Annotated in this window: 22 protein-coding genes; 4 read left to right on the forward strand and 18 right to left on the reverse strand. The window is 65.8% G+C overall.

Annotation, left to right across the window (positions count from 1 at the left end):
• Nucleotides 1-81: 81 nt before the first annotated feature.
• From J2X44_RS17180 to J2X44_RS17245, 14 genes are all read right to left on the reverse strand, one after another.
• Complete coding sequence (locus J2X44_RS17180; protein WP_310086845.1) at nt 82-324, reverse strand: hypothetical protein; 243 nt, start codon at nt 322-324, stop codon at nt 82-84.
• Nucleotides 325-383: 59 nt separating this feature from the next.
• The gene (locus J2X44_RS17185) at nt 384-1,298 is read right to left on the reverse strand and encodes a sterol desaturase family protein (RefSeq protein ID WP_310086848.1); all 915 of its coding nucleotides are present in this window, start codon (nt 1,296-1,298) and stop codon (nt 384-386) included.
• A complete protein-coding gene (locus J2X44_RS17190) occupies nt 1,291-1,698 on the reverse strand; it encodes a hypothetical protein (RefSeq protein WP_310086851.1) in 408 nt (135 codons plus the stop codon). Before J2X44_RS17190 ends, J2X44_RS17185 begins: the two co-directional genes overlap by 8 nt.
• Nucleotides 1,695-2,129, reverse strand: a complete 435-nt coding sequence (locus J2X44_RS17195; RefSeq protein ID WP_310086855.1) for a TIGR01244 family sulfur transferase — start codon at nt 2,127-2,129, stop codon at nt 1,695-1,697. Before J2X44_RS17195 ends, J2X44_RS17190 begins: the two co-directional genes overlap by 4 nt.
• A 229-nt stretch (nt 2,130-2,358) precedes the next feature.
• Nucleotides 2,359-4,140, reverse strand: a complete 1,782-nt coding sequence (recQ, locus tag J2X44_RS17200; RefSeq protein WP_310086858.1) for a DNA helicase RecQ — start codon at nt 4,138-4,140, stop codon at nt 2,359-2,361.
• A gap of 171 nt (nt 4,141-4,311) precedes the next feature.
• Nucleotides 4,312-5,952, reverse strand: a complete 1,641-nt coding sequence (gene ybaL, locus J2X44_RS17205) for a YbaL family putative K(+) efflux transporter (RefSeq protein ID WP_310086861.1) — start codon at nt 5,950-5,952, stop codon at nt 4,312-4,314.
• Nucleotides 5,953-6,021: 69 nt separating this feature from the next.
• Complete coding sequence (arsB, locus tag J2X44_RS17210; RefSeq protein ID WP_310086864.1) at nt 6,022-7,077, reverse strand: ACR3 family arsenite efflux transporter; 1,056 nt, start codon at nt 7,075-7,077, stop codon at nt 6,022-6,024.
• Between the two features lies 1 nt (nt 7,078).
• Nucleotides 7,079-7,588 (reverse strand): arsenate reductase ArsC, encoded by a 510-nt coding sequence (locus J2X44_RS17215; RefSeq protein WP_310086867.1) that lies wholly within the window; start codon nt 7,586-7,588, stop codon nt 7,079-7,081.
• 1 nt (nt 7,589) lies between these two features.
• Complete coding sequence (locus J2X44_RS17220) at nt 7,590-8,069, reverse strand: ArsI/CadI family heavy metal resistance metalloenzyme (RefSeq protein ID WP_310086869.1); 480 nt, start codon at nt 8,067-8,069, stop codon at nt 7,590-7,592.
• Nucleotides 8,066-8,410 (reverse strand): metalloregulator ArsR/SmtB family transcription factor, encoded by a 345-nt coding sequence (locus tag J2X44_RS17225; protein ID WP_310086872.1) that lies wholly within the window; start codon nt 8,408-8,410, stop codon nt 8,066-8,068. The genes J2X44_RS17220 and J2X44_RS17225 overlap by 4 nt, the downstream gene beginning before the upstream one ends.
• Before the next feature lie 138 nt (nt 8,411-8,548).
• Entirely contained in the window at nt 8,549-10,363 is a 1,815-nt protein-coding gene (locus tag J2X44_RS17230) for an ABC transporter ATP-binding protein/permease (RefSeq protein ID WP_310086875.1), read from the reverse strand.
• A 370-nt stretch (nt 10,364-10,733) separates the two neighbouring features.
• The gene (locus J2X44_RS17235) at nt 10,734-11,312 is read right to left on the reverse strand and encodes an LptA/OstA family protein (RefSeq protein ID WP_310086878.1); all 579 of its coding nucleotides are present in this window, start codon (nt 11,310-11,312) and stop codon (nt 10,734-10,736) included.
• Entirely contained in the window at nt 11,309-11,947 is a 639-nt protein-coding gene (gene lptC / locus J2X44_RS17240) for an LPS export ABC transporter periplasmic protein LptC (RefSeq protein ID WP_310086881.1), read from the reverse strand. The genes J2X44_RS17235 and lptC overlap by 4 nt, the downstream gene beginning before the upstream one ends.
• 15 nt (nt 11,948-11,962) lie before the next feature.
• Nucleotides 11,963-12,580 carry a ribonuclease H-like domain-containing protein gene (locus J2X44_RS17245; RefSeq protein WP_310086884.1) on the reverse strand — a complete coding sequence of 206 codons (618 nt, stop codon included), beginning with the start codon at nt 12,578-12,580 and terminating at the stop codon, nt 11,963-11,965.
• Between the two features lie 262 nt (nt 12,581-12,842).
• Between J2X44_RS17245 and J2X44_RS17250 the strand changes: the two genes are divergently transcribed.
• A complete protein-coding gene (locus J2X44_RS17250; RefSeq protein ID WP_310086887.1) occupies nt 12,843-13,640 on the forward strand; it encodes a cold-shock protein in 798 nt (265 codons plus the stop codon).
• Between the two features lie 267 nt (nt 13,641-13,907).
• Here J2X44_RS17250 and J2X44_RS17255 read toward each other — a convergent pair whose 3' ends face one another.
• The 4 genes from J2X44_RS17255 to J2X44_RS17270 all read right to left on the reverse strand — a co-directional run bounded on the left by J2X44_RS17255 (nt 13,908) and on the right by J2X44_RS17270 (nt 16,124).
• A complete protein-coding gene (locus tag J2X44_RS17255; RefSeq protein WP_310086890.1) occupies nt 13,908-14,369 on the reverse strand; it encodes a DNA starvation/stationary phase protection protein in 462 nt (153 codons plus the stop codon).
• Nucleotides 14,370-14,483: 114 nt separating this feature from the next.
• On the reverse strand, nt 14,484-15,053 hold the full coding sequence (locus J2X44_RS17260; RefSeq protein WP_310086892.1) for a hypothetical protein: 570 nt from the start codon (nt 15,051-15,053) through the stop codon (nt 14,484-14,486).
• 32 nt (nt 15,054-15,085) lie between these two features.
• Nucleotides 15,086-15,415 (reverse strand): hypothetical protein, encoded by a 330-nt coding sequence (locus J2X44_RS17265; protein WP_310086894.1) that lies wholly within the window; start codon nt 15,413-15,415, stop codon nt 15,086-15,088.
• Between the two features lie 64 nt (nt 15,416-15,479).
• On the reverse strand, nt 15,480-16,124 hold the full coding sequence (locus J2X44_RS17270) for a GGDEF domain-containing protein (RefSeq protein WP_310086896.1): 645 nt from the start codon (nt 16,122-16,124) through the stop codon (nt 15,480-15,482).
• 407 nt (nt 16,125-16,531) lie between these two features.
• Between J2X44_RS17270 and purE the strand changes: the two genes are divergently transcribed.
• The 3 genes from purE to J2X44_RS17285 are packed head-to-tail and all read left to right on the forward strand — an operon-like array spanning nt 16,532 to nt 18,595.
• Complete coding sequence (gene purE, locus J2X44_RS17275) at nt 16,532-17,029, forward strand: 5-(carboxyamino)imidazole ribonucleotide mutase (protein ID WP_310086898.1); 498 nt, start codon at nt 16,532-16,534, stop codon at nt 17,027-17,029.
• Between the two features lie 4 nt (nt 17,030-17,033).
• On the forward strand, nt 17,034-18,107 hold the full coding sequence (locus tag J2X44_RS17280) for a 5-(carboxyamino)imidazole ribonucleotide synthase (protein WP_310086899.1): 1,074 nt from the start codon (nt 17,034-17,036) through the stop codon (nt 18,105-18,107).
• Nucleotides 18,104-18,595 carry a dihydrofolate reductase gene (locus J2X44_RS17285; protein ID WP_310086901.1) on the forward strand — a complete coding sequence of 164 codons (492 nt, stop codon included), beginning with the start codon at nt 18,104-18,106 and terminating at the stop codon, nt 18,593-18,595. Before J2X44_RS17280 ends, J2X44_RS17285 begins: the two co-directional genes overlap by 4 nt.
• Nucleotide 18,596: the final 1 nt, after the last annotated feature.

The raw sequence follows: 18,596 nt of genomic DNA on the forward strand, positions 1-18,596 counted from the left end.
CGTCTGCGCCCGCCTTCGCGTGTCTCGACTTCGCTCGACACGAACGGGCATCCAGGATGCCCTACGCCGTCGCCCGATCGTTCAGATGCAATTGCCCATCAGACAAGCAATCAAAAGAAGGATCATCGGCGAAGCGATCGCGAGGGCCAGGATCAGCAGCAACCCTCCCGCCGCCGCCAGCCGAGCGTCGCCTTGGCGCCAACTGAAAATCGCGCCGAGGCCGAAAACAACCAGAGCGCCGGAAAGAAGCACGATGTTGATCTCGGCGGGCGCGGCTTCGGCATGGAACAGCAACAATACAATCAGCGGCACGCCGCCCGCCAATAGCGCAGCTAAATCCCAGTGCTTCCAACCGGCAAAACCGTGGGGCTTACCTCGCGCCCTCACTCCGCCGCTTCCTCGCTCGCTCGCCCCGCCGCCCAGCGTTCCTTGATCATTGCGCTGGTCGCGCGGCTGCCGTCGTGGCTCCAGCCGGGTTCGCGCCAGATATAGCTCAGCTTATGCTTCCACGGCGCCGCCCATACATCCTTGGCGATCCCGACCCATTCATGCACCGCCGCCCACAATATGTTGAAGCTGCCGAGCTGTTTGACGATGCCATAGCGCACCGGCTCGTCGTCGCGTTCGGCCACGAAGCTGCCGAACATCCTGTCCCAGATGATGAAAACGCCGGCGTAATTCGCATCGAGATAGCGCGGATTGACGCCGTGGTGGACGCGGTGGTGCGACGGCGTGTTCATCACCGCCTCGAACCATTTGGGCAGTCGTTTGATCGCCTCGGTATGGATCCAGAACTGGTAGATCAGGTTGAGCCCGGCGCAGAAGAAGACCATCGCGGGCGGAAAGCCGATCAGGAACAAGGGCAGGCGGAACAGGAAGGTCAGGCTGAAAAAGCCCGTCCAGGTCTGCCGCAGTGCGGTCGACAGATTATAATGCTGCGAGCTGTGGTGGATGACATGGCTCGCCCAGAACCAGCGCACGCGGTGGGCGCTGCGGTGAAAGGCGTAATAGGCCAGATCGTCGAGAAAGAAGCAGAGAATCCACGCCCACCACCAGCGAGCAAATTCGATGCCGATGTCGAACAGGCGAAACTGATACACCCAAACCGACGCCGCGATCACCCCTGCGCCGACCAGCGCCCCCGCGACCTGGCTGCCGGTGCCGAGCATCAGCGACGTCATCGTATCGCGCGCGCTGTAGCGGCTTTTGTCGGCGCGCCGCGAAATCACCATTTCGGCAATTAGCAGCAGGATGAACGCCGGAACGGCGTAAACCACCGGATCGGGCAGACTATCCACAGTTGAGATCCCGCATCCGGCTCGCCCACATTCCGGCATCCTTGCCCAGATGCAGCGTCACCGCGCCGAACGTCCGCTCGGGCATCGTCAGGGTCAGGAAATCCTTGTCGAGCCGCCCCTCGACGCTGGCATCAATGGGGCGGGCGGCGAAATGATTGCCGTGGGCGCGAACCAGCATCTGGCGCCCCTCCGCATTGCGGACGATCGCAGCGAAACCCGCGCGGTCGCGCGCGGCCTCAACCCCGCCAAATCCCGCCTCGGCCTCTTCGGCGAGCCGGATCGCATGCGCTTCATCTTCGATCCGCGGATCGCTGCCCAGCCCCAGCTGGCCGACCAGCCATACGACAAACAGCACCGCGACCACCGAGCCGCCGAGCTGGATCAGCTCCGCCAGTGTCACCGCTCGCCCGCCAGCGCGTCGAGCATCGGGCGCATTCCCGACAGGTCGTAACCCGCATTCGCCCCCGCCTCGCAAATCGCCTCGACATCGTCGCCCGCCCGCGCGCGGGCCAGCGCCCACAAATGCGTCGAGCGCGTCCCCGAACGGCAATAGGCGAGCACCGGCCCGGTCGCCGCCGCCAGCACCGCATCGAGCGCGTCGAGCTGCGGATGGCTGAACCCCGCATGGCCCACCGGGATCGCCGCATAGGCCAATCCCTCGGCCGCCGCGGCCCCGGCAATATCGTCGCCCTGCGGCGCATCGGGCTCCTCGCCGTCGGGGCGGTTGTTGACGATCATCGCAAAGCCCGCGGCCTTTGCCTCGACCACATCCTCAAAGTTAATCTGCGGGGCGACGCTATAGTCGGCGGACAGGGTACGAAAATCGCTCATGGCCGCGATGTATAGGACAGCGGCTTTCGCTGACAAGCGCGAAGGTGCGGACATGGCCCCGGGACGACCGCTTTGGGGTGGGGAGCGGACGTTCCCCACCCTCGTCACCCCGGACTTGATCCGGGGTCCATGACCCCTTGCGCCGCGGCAATCTTGAGAGCGCGCATGGATCCCGGATCAAGTCCGGGATGACGAAAGTTTATGTCCGCTTCCGGTCGAAACCCGACGATCAAAACTGCCGGATCACCGTCAGAAACGCTTCGCCCCACGCCTCCAGTTTCTTGGCGCCGACCCCCGGAATCGTGCCCATCGCGTCGAGCGTCGCGGGCCGGTCGGTCGCCATCGCGCGCAGCACCGCGTCGTGAAAAATCACATAGGGCGGCACATTGGCTTCGGCGGCGAGCTCGCGCCGCGTGGCGCGCAGCGCATCGAACAGCGGATCGCCGATCGGGTTGGCGACTCCCGCGCCCGCCCCGCCGCGAACCTCGCGCTTCGTCCGCTTCACCGGCGGTTCGGCGATCAGCACCGGTGCCTCGCCCTTCATCATTATGCGCGCGCTGGGGCCGAGCATCAGCCCGCCATGCTCGGTCGTCTCGAGCGCCTCGCGCGCCACCAATGTGCGCACCAGCGGCTTGATCAGCCGCGCTTCGTCGCCCGCAACGATCCCGAATACCGACAATTTGTCATGCCCACGCCCCACGATCCGCTCGTCGCTGCGCCCGGTCAGCACCGCCTCGATATGTCCGGCGCCATAGCTTTGCCCGGTGCGATACACCGCAGACAGCAGCTTTTGCGCCAAGACCGTCGCATCGACCTGCGCCGCCGGGTCGAGGCAATTGTCGCAATTGCCGCAGCGGTCCGGCGGGCTTTCGCCGAAATGACGCAGCAACTGCGCGCGGCGGCATTCGACCGTTTCGACCAGTGCCGCGAGCGCGTTCAGCCGCACCCGCTCGCCCGGCACCCGCGCCTCGGGCAGCTCGCTCAGCCGCATCCGCGCCTTGGCAAAATCATCGGCGCCCCACAGCATCATCGCCTCGGCCGGATCACCGTCGCGCCCGGCGCGCCCGGTTTCCTGATAATAGCTTTCGATCGATTTGGGCAGCGCGGCGTGGGCGACGAAACGCACATCGGGCTTGTCGATCCCCATGCCGAACGCGACCGTCGCGGTGACGATACCGTCCTCCGACGCGACGAAATCATGCTGGACGCGCGCGCGCAGTTCGGCATCGAGCCCGGCATGATAGGCCGCGACGCTGCGCCCCGTCGCCTTCGCCAATTGGTCGGCCAGTCGCTCGGTGCCGCTGCGCGTCGGGCAATAGACGATCCCCGGCCCTGGATTGGCGGCGATGAATTCGACCAGCTGGCGCGCCGCGGTCACCCGCGGGCGGATCGCGTAGCGGATATTCGGCCGGTCAAAGCCCGCAAGGATCAGCCCGTCGTCGGGAATCCCGAGCTGAAAGAGAATATCCTCTCGCGTGTGCTTGTCGGCGGTCGCGGTCAGCGCCAGCCGCGGCACCGCCGGAAACGCGTCGAGCAACGGGCGCAGCAGGCGGTAGTCGGGGCGGAAATCATGCCCCCATTCCGAAACGCAATGCGCCTCGTCGATCGCGAACAGCGCCGGGGTCTTGGCCTCAAGCAGTGTGCGAAACCCTTCGCCTGTCGCGCGTTCGGGCGCGACGTAAAGCAGGTCGAGTTCGCCATCGCGATAGCGCTGCCGCGTCTCGGCGCCATCGGCATCGACGCTGGTCAGGCTGGCGGCGCGAATCCCCGCCGCGCGCGCGCCGCGCAGCTGGTCGTGCATCAACGCGATCAACGGCGACACGACAACGACGCAGCCATCGAGCGCCACCGCCGGCAGCTGGTACGTCAGCGACTTGCCCGCCCCGGTCGGCATCACCGCCAGCGTGCGTTCGCGTGCCATCACGCGATCGACGACGTCGCTTTGACGGCCACGGAAATGGTCGAAACCGAAGGTGGATTTCAGAAGGGGGAGAAGCGCGTCGGCAGACATTGGGACGGGCGATAGGGAAGATGGCAGGGGGAGGGAAGACCCCATAAGCTCCGTTCGTCCTGAGGAGCCGCTGAGCGAAGTCGAAGCGGCGTCTCGAAGGATAAGGCGCCAAGTGGTTCGAGACGGGTCTTCGGCTTCGCTCAGCCCCTCCTCACCACGAACGGCAGGGCTTCACGCCCGCACCAGCATCGCCCGCTCGGCCATCCGCGCCGCCGTCTCGCGTTCGGCCATCACGACATGGTCCGCGCCGCGCCGCACCAGATCGGCGACCTCTTCGTCCGAATGCGCGCGCGCGACGATCACCAGCTTCGGGTTGATCGCCCGCGCCCGCCGCACGATCGCGCCCGCCTCGACGCCTTCGGGAATCGCGATCAGCAGCGTCGATGCCTCTTCCAGACCGGCTTGCCGCAAGACACTTTCCTTGGTCGCATCGCCCACGATCACAGTCGCGCCCGTCGCGCGGGCGGCTGCCGCCATATCCTTTTGGTCCTCGATCACCGTCAGCCCCTCACCGCGCCCGCAGATCAGACCGCCAATATGGCTGCCGACGCGGCCAAAGCCGATCAGCACCACCCCGGCGTTGCACAGCGCAGCGGATTCCTCGCTCGCCATATCCACCGGTTGGGGCGCCGCATCGGCACGGATGCGGCGCACCGCTAGCGTGAACAGGATCGGGTTGACCAGGATCGACAGCAACGCGCCCGCCAAAATCAGGTCGCGCCCGGTTTCGGGCAGCACCCCCAGCCCGACCCCCAACCCCGCCAGAATGAACGAAAATTCGCCGATCTGCGCGAGACTCACCGACACGGTCAGTGCCGTCTGGTTCGTGTGACCAAAGGCGCGCACCAGCGCAAAAGCGGCGAGCGATTTGCCGACGACAATGATCGCCACCGTCGCCAGCACCGGCCCCGGCTGTTCGACCAGCACCTTGGGGTCGAACAACATCCCGACCGACACGAAAAACAGCACCGCAAAGGCATCGCGCAATGGCAGCGTCTCCTCGGCGGCGCGGCGGCTGAGCTGCGTTTCACCGAGGATCATCCCCGCAAAGAACGCGCCAAGCGCAAACGACACGTCAAAGATGACCGCGGCACCGAACGCCACCCCCAGCGCGATCGCCAGCACCGCGAGCCGGAACAGCTCGCGCGATCCGGTGTGCGCGGCCCAGTGCAGCACCCACGGCAGGATACGCCGCGCGACGACAAACATGAAGGCGACAAAGCCGACGACCTTGAGCAGCACGATCGCCGCTGATTGCAGCAGTCCGGCGCTGCTACCCTCGTCGCCGCGGTCGCCGAACATCGCGGGCAGCAGCACCAGCGCGAGCACCATGACCAGATCCTCGACGATCAGCCAGCCGACCGCGATCCGCCCCTTTTCGGTCTCGACCATATCGCGGGCCTGCAACGCGCGCAGCAGCACGACCGTACTCGCGACCGACAGGGCGAGGCCGAACACGGCGCTGCCCTTGATCGACCAGCCGAGCCACAGCCCGAGCATGATCCCCAGTGCCCACGCCACCGCAATCTGGGCAATCGCCCCCGGCACGGCAATCCGGCGCACCGACAGCAGGTCTTTCAGCGAAAAATGGAGGCCCACCCCGAACATCAGCAGGATGACGCCAATCTCGGCCAGTTGCATCGCCAGCCCGGTGTCGGCGACGAACCCCGGCGTGAACGGCCCGACCAGCACCCCGGCCAGCAGATAGCCCGCAATCGGGGAAATCCGCAGCCGATGCGCCAGCGCCCCCATCAGGAACGCGACGCCCAGTCCGGCGACGATGGTGCCGATCAGGGTGGTGTCATGCGGCATGAGATCATGCCTAAGGGGCGGGCAGGCAGGGGGTCAACCCAACCCGGTCAAACTTGTGGCGAAAAAGCCTCAGCTTTCGCGCGGCACGCTGTCCGGGAACCAGCGCCGCCCGAACCAGAAGGCCAGGTTGACGAGCAGGATCAGCACCGGCACCTCGACCAGCGGGCCGATCACCGCGGCAAAGGCGACCGGCGACGCCAGCCCGAACGCCGCAATCGCAACTGCAATCGCCAGCTCGAAATTATTGCCCGCCGCGGTAAAGGCGACCGCCGTGGTGCGCGGATAATCGGCGGCAATCCATTTGCCCATCGCAAAGCTGATCACAAATTGCAGGACGAAATAGATCGTCAGCGGCACCGCGATGCGAAGCGCGTCGAACGGCAGGGTCAGGATTTCGCCGCCTTTCAGGCTGAACATCGCCGCGATGGTGAACAGCAGCGCGACCAGCGTGATCGGCGCGATGCGCGGCAGGAAGCGCGTTTCATACCATTGCTCACCCTTGGCGCGGACCAGCAAGGTGCGGGTCAGGAACCCGGCGAGGAACGGAATGCCCAGATAGATCAGCACCGCCTCGGCGATCATCCATGTGTCGATGGCGATCAGCTGCCCCTCCAGCCCCAGTAGCGGCGGCAGGAAGGTCAGGAAAAACCACGCATAGGCGCTAAAAAACAGGATCTGGAACAGCGAATTGAACGCGACGAGCGCTGCGACATATTGATTGTCGCCCTTCGCCAGCTGGTTCCACACCAGCACCATCGCGATGCAACGCGCCAGCCCGATCAGAATGACTCCGGTCATATACGCCGGTTCGTCGCGCAGAAAGATTACCGCGAGCACGAACATCAGCACCGGCCCGATCAGCCAGTTCTGGACCAGCGACAGCATCAGCACCCGCCGATCCTCGAACACCTGCGGCAGCGCGGCGTAGCGCACCCGCGCCAGCGGCGGATACATCATCAGGATCAGCCCGATCGCGATCGGCAGGTTGGTCGTCCCGACGCTCATCGCGTCGATCCGCGCCGGTAGCGCCGGGAACAGCGTTCCGAGCGCAACGCCCAGAGCCATCGCGAGGAAAATCCACAGCGTCAGATAGCGGTCGAGAAAGCCAAGGCGGCTGCGCTGCATGTCAGGCGGCCCCTTCCATCGCGCCAATCGCGTTCAGCGCCTCACGCCGCTCCGCCGCGCTCATCGTTTCAAGCGGCAGCGCCAGCATCGCGTGCACCCGCATATCAAGCAGGCGATAGGTTTCGGCAAAGGCGGCATCCACCGCCGCTTCGTCTCCGGTGACATCGGCGGGATCTGGCAGCCCCCAATGCGCGCGCACCGGGGCGCCGATGAACAGCGGACACGCCTCGCCCGCCGCATTGCCGCACACGGTGATCGCGATGTCGATGCGCGGCGCATCGGGCGCGGCAAATTCATCCCAGCTTTTCGAGCGGAAGGGCGCGATGTCATAGCCCTCGCGCGCCAGCAGACGCAGCGCGCCGGGGTGCGGCACGCCCTTGGGCTGGCTGCCCGCACTGAACGCGCGGATCCGGCCCGCGCCCTTGCGGGCGATCAGCGCCTCACCCAATATGCTGCGCGCCGAATTGCCGGTACACAGCACCAATATGGTCAGCCCGCCGGTGCCGGTCATGTCAGCAGCAGCCGACCTTGACCGGCGCCGCCTGCGGCATCGTCGGCACGCAGCACGCGCCCTCGGCGGCATTGTCCGACGCCAGCGGCGCAAAATCGGGGCTGTCACCATAGACCGTCGCTTCGCCATTGGTCAGGAAGGCTTCCCAGACGACGCCGTCGGGGTCGGCGATCCAGCTTTTTTCGGATTTGGCGTAGCAACAGGTCGTCGCGCCTTCCTCCAGCACCGGCGCCCCGGCGTCCTTCAGTCGCCCATAGACCGCCGCGAGTTCAGCTTCATCCTCGACCTGAAGGCCCACATGCTCGATACCCTTGGCCGCGTCTTCACGCACCGAAATCGCGAAATTGATCCGCGGATCGTCGAGCATCCATTTGGCATAATCGGGCTTGGTCACGCTCGGCGCGGTGCCGAACAGCCCCGAGTAAAAGGCGATCGATTTGTCGAGGTCGCTGACCCCGACGTGCATATGAAACCGGCTCATGCAGCAGTCCTTTCATTCTTGTCTTTGGTGTCACAAGGCGCGGCAGGCGCGCATATCGCCCCGCCGCAACAATTTTCCATCAGGAAGCCGAGCAGCGCGGTCATCGCGCCATAGTCGGCCGAATAGATCAGCGACCGCCCATCGCGCCGCTGTGCGATCAGTCCGGCGTTGGTCAGTTGCGCAAGGTGAAAGCTGAGCGACGACGCGGGCACCCCCAGCGCCTCTGCAATCGCGCCTGCCGCGAGCCCGTCCGGCCCCGCCTGTACGAGCAGCCGGAATAGCGCCAGCCGATGCTCCTGCGCCAGCGCGCTTAAAGCGCGAACAACCGTTTCCGACTCCATCGCCACCTCCGTGATTCGATGATTGTCGAAATATGGAAATCAGAACGGGCCGTCAACAGATATTTCGAAAATATTCGAAATGAATTTGCACCTCGTCATTGCGAGCGAAGCGAAGCAATGACGAATAATTGGGCGGCCTTAAACCGTCCCCTCTTCCTTCTCCGCCTGCTGCCGCGCCCACATATCGGCGTACAGCCCGCGCATCGCGAGCAGTTGGTCGTGCGTCCCCGTCTCGGCCACCCGGCCATGATCGAGCACGATGATCCGGTCAGCGCCGGTCACCGTGGATAGGCGATGTGCGATCACCAAGGTCGTCCGCCGTTCGGCAATGCGTTCGAGCGTGTCCTGAATCGCCGCCTCGGTGCGGCTGTCGAGCGCGCTGGTCGCTTCGTCCAAAATCAGCACCGGCGGGTTTTTGAGCAAGGTCCGCGCGATCGCGACGCGCTGTTTCTCGCCGCCCGACAGCTTCAGCCCGCGCTCGCCGACCTCGGTATCGTACCCCTGCGGCAGGATTTCGATAAAGCCGTCGATCGCCGCGCCCTCGGCCGCCGCCGCAATCTCCTCGGCGCCTGCGCCTTCGCGGCCATAGGCGATGTTGTAGCCGATGCTGTCGTTGAACAGCACCGTGTCCTGCGGCACGATGCCGATCGCCCCGCGCAGGCTGGCCTGCGTCACCGCGGCAATATCCTGATCGTCGATGGTGATCCGCCCGCCTTGCGGATCGTAGAAACGGAACAGTAGCCGCGCAATCGTCGATTTTCCCGCCCCCGACGGCCCAACGATCGCCAGCGTTTCGCCTGCGCCGACCGCAAAGCTGACGCCGTTCAGGATTGTGCGGTCAGGCTCATACCCGAACACGACATTTTCGAACGCCACTGCGCCGCCCTGCACCACCAGCGGCAGCGCGCCTGGGGCATCGCTGATCTCCGGCGGGGTGTCGATCAGGCGGAACATCGCCTCCATATCGATCAGCCCCTGGCGGATCACGCGGTACACCATGCCGAGCATGTCGAGCGGGCGGAACAGCTGCGCGAGCAGGGTGTTCACCAGCACCACGTCGCCGACCTTATATTCGCCCGTCGACCAGCCCCACACGGTGTAGGCCATCGCCCCCGCCAGTGCGGCGTTGGTAATCAGGCTCTGCCCGATGTTCAGCCACGCGAGGCTGTTTTCGCTTTTCACCGCGGCGCGCGCATAACGATCGGCGACGTCGCGGTAGCGCGCCTCCTCGCGCGCTTCGGCTCCGAAATATTTGACCGTTTCGTAATTGAGCAGGCTGTCGACGCTGCGCCCGATGGTCAGCGTGTCGAGGTCGTTCATCTGGGTGCGCAGCGCATTGCGCCAGTCGGTCACCTTGCGGGTGAAGATGATATAGACGATCACCATCAGCGCCGTCGCGCTCGCCAGACCAAAGCTGAACTTGGTCCAGAAGATGATCAGCACCGCCAGCAATTCGATGATCGTCGGGGCGATGTTGAACAGCAGGAAATAGAGCATCGTGTCGATGCTCTTGGTCCCGCGCTCGATCACCTTGGTGACCTCGCCCGTCCGCCGCGCGAGGTGAAAGCGCAGGCTCAGCGCATGGAGGTGGCTGAACGTCGCGATCGCCAGCTCGCGCGTCGCATCCTGCCCGACGCGCTCGAACACGACGTTGCGCAGATTGTCGAACAACACCCCGGCAAAGCGCGCGCCGGCATAGGCGAGCACCAGCCCGATCGCGAGCGCGACGCCCTCCTCCATCCCCGGCACCATCTTGTCGATCGCGGCGCCATAGAGAAAGCCCATCGACAGCTGGACGCCCTTTGACGCCAGGATGATGAGCCCCGCCAGAACGATGCGGACCTTGTGCTCGGTATGCCCCGCGGGCCACAGATAGGGCAGGAAACGCTTCAGCGTCTCGAGAACGGGCGGTTCTTTGGCCGCGTCGGCGGAGGTGGCGGTGTCGGGCGGCATGCGCGCCCCATGTAGGGGGGCGAGAGCAGAAGGCCAAGCGGGGTGAACGGCGAAATGGATCAACCCCATCAATTCGTCATCCCGGCGAAGGCCGGGATAACGATTATCGGGGTGACAAAGCTAGAGTTTCTCGCGCGGACCTAAATGCCGCATGATCCGCTCGATCAAGCGGCGCTCCTCGGACGTCGGGCCAACGACAACGGGGGGTTCGATGCGGCGACCGAACAGCGGACGGCGCGGCGGAACAAGCGGGGCGAAGCGCATCGGGGGCTCACCTTCGTGACGCGGCGTCGCCCCCCGGCGCCGCAATGGTTCTGGTCCCTGCGCCAATGGTGAAGGCACAGGGTTGCCGAACTGTCAAAGACGCTGGTTACTGCTTTCTTTCCGGTACCGTGAAGGTGCCGGTGACGCGCCCGCCGGTGCCGCCCGCAACCGGATTGCCGTCGGGGCCGCGCGCCGCGCCGCGCCCGTCGACCGTCGCCCGGCCGCTGTTCAGGTCGATGACCATGCGCCCGCCATTCAGGCGATTACCGCGCTGGGTCAGCTGGACATTGCCGACCATCGTGATCAGGCGGCGGTCGAGGTCATAGATCGCGACATTGCCCGACGCGCGCTCGTCGCCCTTGGTCACCACCACGCCGCCGGTCGCGTCGAGCCGGTTGACGTCGGTGCCGCCCGACCGCGAATAGGCGACGGTCATCCGTGCTGCGGTCAGCGTCATCCCCGCCTGCGTCACCCGGACGTTACCGGCGATGACGACGCGGTCGGCGCGGTCCTGCACTTCGATGCTGTTCGCGGCAAAATCGACCGGGGCGTTGCTGTTGTGGTTGGCGAGCGCCTGCGCCTGCGCGGCATCCCCGCCGGTGCCGACCGACAGCAGGGCGAGGCTGGTGAAAGCAAACCCCGCGCCCGCAAGCGCCATGCTTTTCATGGTCCAAAGCCGGTTCATTTGATCACTCCCTGATTGATCCGCAGCCGCGCATTGCCCTGCAATCGCACGATCCGCTGGTCGAGATCGGCGGTCAGTTGGTTGGCCGAAAAATTGCCGATGTTCAACGTCCCGTTGACGCCGCCCTGTCCGACCAGGGTCCGCGTCTTGAGGTCGATCGACACATTGCTGGCATCGATGCGGTATCCGCCCGCGCCCTTGACCTGCACCAGTCCCGGCACCGCGACCTTTTCGGTCTCCATATTATAGGCGCTGTTGCGCGCGACGATCGTCGCCGGTCCGTCGGTCAGGCGGATCGCCCCCGACAGGTCGGTCATCCGCACGATCGGTTCGGCCGAGCTTTTCTGCACCGCGCTGCCCGCGAGCAGCGCAAAGGGCTGGCCCTTGGCATCCTGGCCGCGATATTCGGCGCGGGTCACCTTCATCCGCTCGGTCGCCATATCGACCTTGTCCTTGGCGAGCAGGAAGCTGATTTCGGAGCGCTGGGTGAAGGGCGAAAAGACCAGCACCGCGGCGACCACCCCGATGACCAGCGGCAGCCCGAACCGCAGGATACGCACGACGCGGTCGTGACTCGACCCGCTGGTCGCCCACAGGCGGCGCATCGTGCGGTCAAGATCGGCGCGTTCGGACATCGTCTCTCCCGCGAATCAAGTGTGAGCGAAAATATCGACCTCGGGCCACCCGGCCAGGTCGAGCGCGGCGCGCGTCGGCAGGAAATCGAAACAGGCTTGCGCCAATTCGGTGCGTCCCTCGCGCGCGAGCCGCATGTCGAGCACCTCTTTCATCGCGTGCAGGAAGCGCACGTCGCTCGCGGCATAGTCGCGCTGCGCATCGCTCAGCTCGGCGGCGCCCCAGTCGCTCGACTGCTGCTGCTTCGACACTTCCTGGCCCAGAAGTTCGCGCACCAGTTCCTTCAATCCGTGGCGGTCGGTGTAGGTGCGGATCAGCTTCGAGGCGATCTTGGTGCAATAGACCGGCGCGGTCACGACGCCGAGCGCCTGTTGCAGCGCCGCGATGTCGAATCGCGCAAAATGAAACAGTTTCAACCGGTTGGGGTCAGTCAATATTGCCTTCAGCACCGGGGCGTCATATGTGCTGCCGGGGCCAAAGCGGACAAGATGCTCGTCGCCCGACCCGTCGCTGATTTGAACCAGGCAGAGCCGGTCGCGCAGCGGGTTCAGGCCCATGGTTTCGGTGTCGATCGCGACGGCACCGGGGCCCAGCGCGCCCGCGGGCAAATCTTCTTCGTGGAAATATACAGTCATGGGCCCGCCTTAGGCGAAGCGGCGGTGCCGCTCAATGACTGGTTTTCCCGGCATCCGCCGGTCCGGCGCCAGCCCGCGGCAAAGCGCGCTTTGTCCGGCAGCGGCGGCGTGAATTTTCCGTTCGCAGATGCCATCTGTTTCAGCTATATATTGCGTCGTTAGCGGCATGGGGCGAGTCTGTGCCCGTGGTGAAGTGCGTCCCCGTCCGACGCAAGGCGCCGATCATATGGGGTATGGACGAACCGAAAGCGACTATTAGACAATGAGTTTCAACAAGGATCGCCGCGGCCAGCGGGGGCGCGGCAAGCGCGATGATTTCGGCAATTTCGACAGCTTCGAACCTGCACCTTATGGCGGCGACAGCTACGGCGGCGGCAACCGCGGTGGCGGGTTTGGCGACCGTGGCGGCTTTGGCGGCGGTGACCGCTCGGGCGGCGGTTTTGGCGGCGGCGACCGCGGCGGCTTCGGCGGCGGCGATCGTGGCGGCGGTGGCGGCTTCGGCGGCGGGCGCGGCGGCGGCATGCCCGCGCAGGTCGTCGGTGAAGGCCAGGGCACGGTCAAATTCTTCAACGCAGCGAAGGGCTTCGGCTTTGTCGCGCGCGACGATGGCGGCGAAGACGTCTTCGTTCACATCAGCGCGGTCGAACAGGCGGGGCTCCAGGGTCTCGCCTCGGGACAGCCGATGGGCTTCACGCTCGTCGAACGCAATGGCAAGGTGTCGGCCATCGATCTGAAGATCGAAGGCGAACCGATGCCGATCGAAGACAGCGGCCCGCGCCGCGACGATCGTGGTGCCCCCGGCGCCGCACCGGGCGGCGCCCGCGGGCGGCGTCAGCTGACTGGTGAACGCACGTCGGGCACCGTCAAATTCTTCAACACGACGAAGGGCTTCGGCTTTATCGCGCGCGACGACGGACAGGCCGACGCCTTTGTCCACATCAGCGCGGTGCAGCGCGCCGGCATGACCGGCCTCGACGAAGGCGACCGCGTCGCGTTCGACATCGAAGTCGACGATCGCGGCAAATTCGCCGCGGTGAACATCCAGCCGCATCAGGACTGATCGGCGGATAACCGGATAGGAAAAGGGCGGCTTGCGGGCCGCCCTTTTTTTCGGGACGTCTATGGCGGCAAGCGGTCGATTGCAGACAAAAGCGATCCTCCCCATCGACTTGCGATGGGGAGGGGGACCTCTCGCGAAGCGAGGGGTGGAGGGGCAGCAACGTCAGCGCCATGGCCCCTCCGTCAGCGCTTCGCGCTGCCACCTCCCCATCGCAAGTCGATGGGGAGGATAAGTTACAGCAACACACCACCCCAAAGCCGCCAAACCTCAGTACCCCAGCGTGGCTTCCAAAAACCAGATCCGCTGCTGCGTCTCGTCGGCCCACGTGTCGACCAGGCCGCTGGTCGCGATGTCGCCCTCGGCCTCAGCCGCAGCTTTCACCTCTTTCAACTGGCCGAGCAGGATCTTGTTGTCGTCCGCCAGCGTCCGGATCATCGCCTCGGCATCGGTTCCCGCGACATCGTCGTCGCGGATCGACTGACGGCGGCCGATGTCACCGACCGATTGCAGCGTCCGCGCGCCATTTTTTCGCACCCGCTCGGCGATCAGATCGGTGGTCGCGAAAATCTGCGTTGCCTGTTCGTCGAACAGCAGATGCAGTTCGCGAAAGCGCGGCCCCTGCACATGCCAGTGATAATTTTTGGTTTTCAGATACAGCGCAAAACTGTCGGCGAGCAGCACGTTCAGCGCATCGGCGACGGCGGGGACATTGTTGTTCTTGTCGGACATGGGAGCATCCTTTCGTTGACCGTCCCTGTATAGCGCGCCTCGATGACATTTTCCCATTGAACCTGTTCGTCGCACTCATCGATAAAAGCGATAACAAACCCGAAATAACAGCGATCAACCGATCAATCCGAACGCCCCCATCGCAGTGCGAATGCCCCAGATTGTCAGGATCGCCGCACTGACCCAGCGCAGGATATGCGCCGCGCGCTGCCCCGCCAGATCGGGGCCAAACGCCAGGAACGGCAGCATCGCCAGCGTCCAGCCGACCAGTCCGCCCGCCGCCGCCCATTGCCCCGCGCCGCTCGTCGCCGCGAGCGCGCCGATCAGGAAATGGCTGCGATCGCCGAATTGGGCGAGCAGCATCCGCCCCGCCAACATCGTCGGGGTGGCCGCCAACGCCTTGTCATCGAACAGCGACGGTCGCCCCTGCCACAGCAGCGCCGCCGCCGCCGACAGCATCGCCATCGCCACCAGCAGCGCCGCCACCCCCTGGCCGATCATGCGATTGGCTATCGCACCGGCGGTTGCGGCGATCATGGCATTCAGGATGAAGGCGCCGAAAGCAATGCCGGCGACGACCCGCCGGTCCGCTCGGTCGCTGAGCAGCCGCGACAGCAATATCCCGCTGCGCCCGTCGGCATTGGCCAGCAGCACCGCCACCAGCGCGAGCATGATTGCATCCATGGAAAACGGTGTGGATTGTCAGGCGATGAGGGTCAATGGCCCAGACGCATCGCGACCGACGCCAACCACGCCTCTTGCGCCGCCGCGGGCAGCGGCCCGCGCGGCACGCTGGCAGCGTCGCTCATCGCGTCGAGATAGGTCAGGATCGCGGCGCGGTAACCACCCCCGGCGACCGCCGATTCAAGCCGGCTGGCCAGCGTCTCCACCGCGGCGAAACCATTGTCGCGCGCCAGACAGCGGATGTCGTCGATCCCTTGGACGATCTGCGCCAGCGCACAATGCGGCAATGCTTCGGCAAGCGCGCCGATCTGGCCGGTGATCCGGTCCTGAATGTCATGATATGGGTCGGCTTGGGTCCGCATCACTCACCCCCTGTCCTGATGGGGACGATGCGCTTATTTGGTTAACGGGCGGTTAGCGGCGATGTCAGCGGTGACCGGGGAGGCCGCCCTGCCCCTGTTTATTGCGATACATATCGCGATCCGCGGCGGCCAAAATATCCGATTCGGTCATCCCCGATTGCAGCATCGCGATCCCGAAGCATGCCGACAGCGCGATCTGATGGTCGTCATAATGTGCCGGGGCGGCGGTAAGCACATCGCCCAGTCGCGCGATCTGGGCGCGGGCGCCATCCTCGCTCGACTGATCGAGGATCAGCCCGAATTCATCGCCGCCGATGCGCGCCGCGACGTCGGTGGCGCGGATCGATTCGGCGAGCCGTTTGGCGATTTCCATCAAGGCGAAGTCGCCCGCAGCATGGCCGAAACTGTCGTTGATCAATTTCAGCTGGTTGACGTCGACGAACACCACTGCGGCGCGTTCGGCGTGACGTTCGAACCGCGCCATGCGGTGATGGATCGCGGTCAGGAAATAGCGGCGATTGAACAACGGGGTCAGCGTGTCGCGTTCGGACACCCGTTCCAGTTCGGCGACGGCGATCTTCAATACGCGGTTCTCGCGGCGCAGCGCGTCGCGTTCGCGGCGTATTTCACGCAGTTGGTCCTCGATGGAGTCAACGGATAATGCGGCGAACTGATCGACCGCAATCCGCGCCCCCCCTACGCTGTCCATTCAACGTCCCCGCAACCTACGCTTGCTCCCCGGCCCGATGCCGATGATTATCGAGCCGCAACCCTAAACGCGACTTGATACCAATCGGTAAACGCTGGGGCGGCGAACCACAATTACCCGTTCGGGGGGTCACAGCGGCAGCGATACCGGCGCTGGAAACCACCGTTTCCGTCGCTTCTGCGGGCAGTTGCCGCGCGCCGCGTCGGGGCATGGGATAAGGGCGCGGCGGAATAATCCAAAGGTGGGCCCGGCGCCCCCCGAACGACATCGCGCCTACCCCGTTCGGCTAAAGGGTTGATCGGGGCCGCCAGCGAACCGGCGGCGTTGCCCGCGCGCGGCCTTGTCGCTAGGGGGTATGCGGCGGCGATTCATCCGTGGGTCGGACGCCGTTGCAGGAGGGTCTCGGGATGGGCGATAGCGCGCCGCAAGTGGGCGTCATCATGGGCAGCCAGTCGGACTGGCCGACGATGGCGCACGCGGTCCATATCCTCGAGGAATTCGGGATCGCGCACGAGGTGCAGATCGTGTCGGCGCATCGCACCCCCGACCGCCTCGTCGCTTATGCCAAAGGCGCGGCGGCGCGCGGCCTGCACGCGATCATCGCGGGCGCTGGCGGCGCGGCGCATCTGCCCGGCATGGTCGCGTCGATGACGCGCGTCCCGGTGCTCGGTGTGCCGGTCCAGTCGGCGGCGCTCAGCGGCGTCGACAGCCTCTATTCGATCGTCCAGATGCCCGGCGGCGTGCCGGTGGCGACCTTTGCGATCGGCAAGGCGGGGGCGACCAATGCCGGGCTGTTTGCTGCCGCGCTGCTGGCGAACACCGACGCCGATCTGGCGCAAAAGCTCGGTGCCTGGCGCGACGCGCAGACCAGCGCCGTCGCCCCGACCCCTGTGCGCGAGGGCTGATCTTTTGCTGGCACCCGGTTCGACGATCGGCATCCTCGGCGGCGGCCAGCTCGGCCGGATGCTCGCCGTCGCCGCGGCGCAGCTGGGGTATCAGGTTCATATCTACGCTCCCGACCGCGAGAGTGTGGCGGCGCAGGTCGCGGCGCACCATGTCCAGGCGGCGTGGGACGACGAGCCGCGCCTCGCCGCCTTTGCCGCGGCGTGCGATGCGGTGACGATCGAGTTCGAAAATGTCCCGGTCGACACGGTGCGCTTCCTGTCGGGGCATGTGGCCGTGCGCCCCGGCGCGCAGGCGCTCGAAATCGCGCAGGACCGGCTGGCTGAAAAAACGTTCGTCACCGCGCTCGGCGGCCGCCCCGCTCCCTTTGCCGCGGCGCCCGACCGCGCCGCGCTCGCCGCCGCACTGGCCTGCGTCGGCACCCCTGCGATCCTCAAGACGCTCCGCATGGGCTATGACGGCAAGGGGCAGGCGCGGCTAATGACCCCCGCCGACGCCGACATCGCGTGGGATGCGATCGACCGCCACGCCGCGATCCTCGAGGGGTTCGTCACCTTCGCCCACGAATTTTCGGTGCTGCTTGTCCGCGGCATCGACGGCGAGACGCGCTTCTGGGACAGCAGCGTCAATGTCCATCAGGACGGCATCCTTGCGACCTCGGCGCTGCCGCCGCCGCAGATCATCCTCGACCAACAGGACGGCGCCCGCGCACTGATGGCGCGGATCGCCGACGATCTTGACTATGTCGGCGTGCTGACGGGCGAGTTTTTTGCGACCGCCGACGGCCCGATTTTCAACGAAATGGCGCCGAGGGTCCACAATAGCGGTCACTGGACGATCGAGGGGGCGGTGACCAGCCAGTTCGAAAACCATATCCGCGCTGTTGCGGGGCTTCCGCTCGGCGACACCGCGACCGCCGCGCTGCCCGTCACCATGCGCAACCTGATCGGCGCCGACATCGAGGCCGTCCCCGCACTACTTGCCGACGGCGCGTGCCACGTCCATCATTATGGCAAGACCGACGTCCGCGCGGGCCGCAAGCTCGGTCACGCGACGTGGGTCGGCACACCACTGGCATGAACCACCCCGAAATCACCCTCATCCTCGCACGCGCCGCCAATGGCGTGATCGGTGCCGACGGCAAGATGCCCTGGCACCTGCCCGCTGACCTGCGCCGTTTCAAGCAGCTGACGATGGGGCGCCCGATGATCATGGGGCGCAAGACGTTCGACAGCCTGCCCGCGATCCTCGAAGGCCGCCGCCATATCGTCCTGACCCGCGACCCCGACTGGCAGGACGAGGGCGCCGAGCCGGTCGGCAACGTCGATGACGCCCTCAAGCTCGCCAACGCCCCGCACGTCATGGTGATCGGCGGCGGCGAAATTTACCGCCTGTTCCTTCCCCTCGCCGATCGTATCGAGCTGACCGACGTCGCGATCGAGCCCACAGGCGATGCCGTCATCGCCTATCCCGACCCCGCCGAGTGGCGCGAGATTGCGCGCGACGATCATCCCGCCGACGACGCCGGCCGCCCCGCCTACAGCTTCGTCACGCTGACAAGGATTTAGA

Origin of the sequence: Sphingopyxis sp. BE259, assembly GCF_031457495.1 — a bacterium.
In the GTDB taxonomy this organism is placed as follows: Bacteria; Pseudomonadota; Alphaproteobacteria; order Sphingomonadales; family Sphingomonadaceae; genus Sphingopyxis.

Excerpts from the sequence above, each read along its gene's own strand:
- J2X44_RS17285 (WP_310086901.1), top strand. The coding sequence starts at position 18,104 with ATGAACCACCCCGAAATCACCCTCATCCTCGCACGCGCCGCCAATGGC.
- J2X44_RS17265 (WP_310086894.1), bottom strand. The coding sequence starts at position 15,415 with ATGCGGACCCAAGCCGACCCATATCATGACATTCAGGACCGGATCACC.
- ybaL (WP_310086861.1), bottom strand. The coding sequence starts at position 5,952 with ATGCCGCATGACACCACCCTGATCGGCACCATCGTCGCCGGACTGGGC.
- J2X44_RS17260 (WP_310086892.1), bottom strand. The coding sequence starts at position 15,053 with ATGGATGCAATCATGCTCGCGCTGGTGGCGGTGCTGCTGGCCAATGCC.
- J2X44_RS17245 (WP_310086884.1), bottom strand. The coding sequence starts at position 12,580 with ATGACTGTATATTTCCACGAAGAAGATTTGCCCGCGGGCGCGCTGGGC.
- J2X44_RS17215 (WP_310086867.1), bottom strand. The coding sequence starts at position 7,588 with ATGACCGGCACCGGCGGGCTGACCATATTGGTGCTGTGTACCGGCAAT.
- J2X44_RS17235 (WP_310086878.1), bottom strand. The coding sequence starts at position 11,312 with ATGAACCGGCTTTGGACCATGAAAAGCATGGCGCTTGCGGGCGCGGGG.
- lptC (WP_310086881.1), bottom strand. The coding sequence starts at position 11,947 with ATGTCCGAACGCGCCGATCTTGACCGCACGATGCGCCGCCTGTGGGCG.
- J2X44_RS17230 (WP_310086875.1), bottom strand. The coding sequence starts at position 10,363 with ATGCCGCCCGACACCGCCACCTCCGCCGACGCGGCCAAAGAACCGCCC.
- J2X44_RS17270 (WP_310086896.1), bottom strand. The coding sequence starts at position 16,124 with ATGGACAGCGTAGGGGGGGCGCGGATTGCGGTCGATCAGTTCGCCGCA.
- J2X44_RS17195 (WP_310086855.1), bottom strand. The coding sequence starts at position 2,129 with ATGAGCGATTTTCGTACCCTGTCCGCCGACTATAGCGTCGCCCCGCAG.
- J2X44_RS17225 (WP_310086872.1), bottom strand. The coding sequence starts at position 8,410 with ATGGAGTCGGAAACGGTTGTTCGCGCTTTAAGCGCGCTGGCGCAGGAG.
- arsB (WP_310086864.1), bottom strand. The coding sequence starts at position 7,077 with ATGCAGCGCAGCCGCCTTGGCTTTCTCGACCGCTATCTGACGCTGTGG.
- recQ (WP_310086858.1), bottom strand. The coding sequence starts at position 4,140 with ATGTCTGCCGACGCGCTTCTCCCCCTTCTGAAATCCACCTTCGGTTTC.
- J2X44_RS17220 (WP_310086869.1), bottom strand. The coding sequence starts at position 8,069 with ATGAGCCGGTTTCATATGCACGTCGGGGTCAGCGACCTCGACAAATCG.
- purE (WP_310086898.1), top strand. The coding sequence starts at position 16,532 with ATGGGCGATAGCGCGCCGCAAGTGGGCGTCATCATGGGCAGCCAGTCG.
- J2X44_RS17250 (WP_310086887.1), top strand. The coding sequence starts at position 12,843 with ATGAGTTTCAACAAGGATCGCCGCGGCCAGCGGGGGCGCGGCAAGCGC.
- J2X44_RS17255 (WP_310086890.1), bottom strand. The coding sequence starts at position 14,369 with ATGTCCGACAAGAACAACAATGTCCCCGCCGTCGCCGATGCGCTGAAC.